The 2,458-nt window shown below is 73.8% G+C and carries 2 protein-coding genes and 1 pseudogene; 2 read left to right on the top strand and 1 reads right to left on the bottom strand.

Going from position 1 to position 2,458, the window contains the following annotated elements; genetic code table 11:
* Together ABZ281_RS45945 and ABZ281_RS45940 are read left to right on the top strand one after the other, a co-directional pair.
* Window positions 1-825: EF-Tu/IF-2/RF-3 family GTPase (locus ABZ281_RS45945; protein ID WP_356664404.1), on the top strand; the 825-nt coding region annotated here is incomplete at its 5' end.
* 110 nt (window positions 826-935) lie between these two features.
* Window positions 936-1,781 carry a fused MFS/spermidine synthase gene (locus ABZ281_RS45940; protein WP_356664402.1) on the top strand — a complete coding sequence of 282 codons (846 nt, stop codon included), beginning with the start codon at window positions 936-938 and terminating at the stop codon, window positions 1,779-1,781.
* Here ABZ281_RS45940 and ABZ281_RS45935 read toward each other — a convergent pair.
* Window positions 1,743-2,458, bottom strand: a pseudogene (locus ABZ281_RS45935) (MFS transporter); the annotation flags it as partial. The gene ABZ281_RS45940 and the pseudogene ABZ281_RS45935 overlap by 39 nt on opposite strands.

The following is a 2,458-nucleotide window of genomic DNA, read 5'->3' as shown; positions in this document are numbered from 1 at the left end:
ACCGCCGAACACGTGCTGCTCGCCCGGCAGGTGGGCGTCGATCACATCGTGGTCGCCCTCAACAAGGCCGACGCGGGGGACGAGGAGCTGACCGACCTGGTCGAGCTGGAGGTCCGCGACCTGCTCACCGCGCACGGCTACGGCGGCGACTCCGTGCCCGTCGTACGCGTCTCGGGTCTGAAGGCGCTGGAGGGGGACCCGCGCTGGACGGCGTCGGTCGAGGCGCTGCTCGACGCGGTGGACACGTATGTGCCGATGCCGGAGCGGTACCTCGACGCGCCGTTCCTGCTGCCGGTGGAGAACGTGCTGACCGTCACCGGGCGGGGGACCGTGGTGACCGGGGCGGTCGAGCGGGGTGTGGTGCGCGTCGGCGACCGGGTCGAGGTGCTCGGGGCCTCCGTCGAGACGGTGGTCACCGGGCTGGAGACGTTCGGGAAGCCGATGGAGGAGGCGCAGGCCGGGGACAACGTGGCGTTGCTGTTGCGGGGAGTGCCGCGGGATGCCGTGCGGCGGGGGCATGTGGTCGCGGCGCCGGGGAGTGTGAAGCCGCGGCGGCGTTTCTCGGCGCAGGTGTACGTCCTGTCGGCCCGTGAGGGTGGGCGGACGACGCCCGTCTCCTCCGGGTACCGGCCGCAGTTCTACATCCGGACCGCGGATGTGGTGGGGGTGGTCGACCTGGGTGAGGTGGCGGTGGCCCGGCCCGGCGACACCGTTGCCATGACCGTGGAGCTGGGGCGGGACGTGCCGCTCGAGGCGGGGCTCGGGTTCGCCATCCGTGAGGGTGGGCGGACGGTGGGGGCGGGGACCGTGACCGTGGTCGGTTGAGGTCGTGGGGGACTGCGGGGCCGTCGTGGCCGGTCGCGCCACGCGGCGGAGCCGCATACCGGACTGGCCCCGCGCCCCGGAGCCGCGTTGCCCCACCTCACAATGGAGGGGTGAACGACGCCATTGCCGTGACCCGGACCACCGAGCACGGCACCGCCAAGCTCATGCCCGACGTGGACCGGGAACGGGCCTGGCTGCTGACCGTGGACGGGGCTCCGCAGTCCTACGTCGATCTCGACGAACCCGCACATCTGGAGTTCGAGTACACGCGGCGGCTCGGCCATGTGCTGGATGTCGTGGCCGAGCCGGGGCGGGCGCTGGACGTGGTGCATCTCGGGGGAGGGGCGCTCACCTTGCCCCGGTACGTGGCCGTGACCCGGCCCGGCTCGCGGCAGGACGTCGTCGAGGCCGACCGGGGGCTGCTGGAGCTGGTGTCCGAGCACCTGCCGCTGCCGGGCGACGCGAACATCGCCCTGCACGCGGCGGACGCACGGGGCTGGCTGGAGCACGCTCCCGCAGCCTCGGCGGACGTTCTCCTCGCGGACGTCTTCAGCGGGTCTCGGGTGCCGGCGCACCTCACCTCCGTCGCCTACGTCAGTGAGGCCGCGCGGGTGCTGCGGGGGAGCGGGGTGTATCTCGCCAATCTCCCCGACGCAGCGCCCTTCGCCTTCCTGAGGTCGCAACTCGCCACGCTGGCCACCGCCTTCGAGGAACTGGTGCTGATCGCCGAGCCGGGTGTGCTGCGGGGGCGGCGGTTCGGGAACGCCGTGCTCGTCGCCGGGCATCAGCCGGTCGACGTCGCCGCCCTGGCCCGGCTCACCGCCGCCGACGTCTTCTCGGCCCGAGTCGAACACGGCACTCGTCTGAAGGAGTTCGTCGGGGGTGCGCGGGCGGTGCGGGACGAGGACGCCGTGCCGTCACCCGAGCCCCCCGACGGGGCGTTCGGCATCGGCTGACGCGCACTCGGTGCCGCCCCGGGCCACCGGCGTGGTCCGGCGGCGCAGATTGCGGACGTCCGGTACGCACAGCACGGCCGCCGTGACCAGGACGACCAGGCCGGCGCAGCCCCACAGGGCAGCCGTGCGGCCGAAGGCCTCCTCCGCCGGGCCGGCCGCGGCCGTGGCGAGGGGGACCAGCGCGACGGAGCCGAACCAGTCGTACGCCGAGACGCGGGAGAGCTTGTGCTCGGGGATCTCCTGATGCAGTGCCGTCATCCAGGAGACGCCGAACACCTCCACCGTCGCGCCGGCGAGGAACATCATCCCGAACAGGACACCGATCGGCACCGGTACGGTGAGGGCTGCCGAGGGCAGGGCCAGGGGGAACACGCAGAGGGCGCCGGCGAGAAGGAGACGCCGGGGTTTCCAGCGGGTCATGAGCAGGGCGCCGGCGACCGTGCCCGCGCCGAACGCGCCCAGGGCGAGTCCCCAGGGGCCCGCGCCGCCGAGGTGGTCGCGGGCGACGAGCGGGCCGTAGACCGCGTCCGCGGCGGCGACGACCGCGTTGGCGACGGAGAACTGGACGACGATGCCCCACAGCCAGGGGCGGCCGGCGAACTCCTGCAAGCCGTCCCGCAGATCGGCGATCAGAGCGCCGCCCGGCGCGCGGGGCGGAATGCGACCGACGTCGAGGA

Source organism: Streptomyces sp. NPDC006265 (genome assembly GCF_040613555.1).
Classification (GTDB): domain Bacteria; phylum Actinomycetota; class Actinomycetes; order Streptomycetales; family Streptomycetaceae; genus Streptomyces.
The sequence above is the reverse complement of the archived record's forward strand: the minus strand, read 5'-3'. Positions and strand labels throughout refer to the sequence as shown.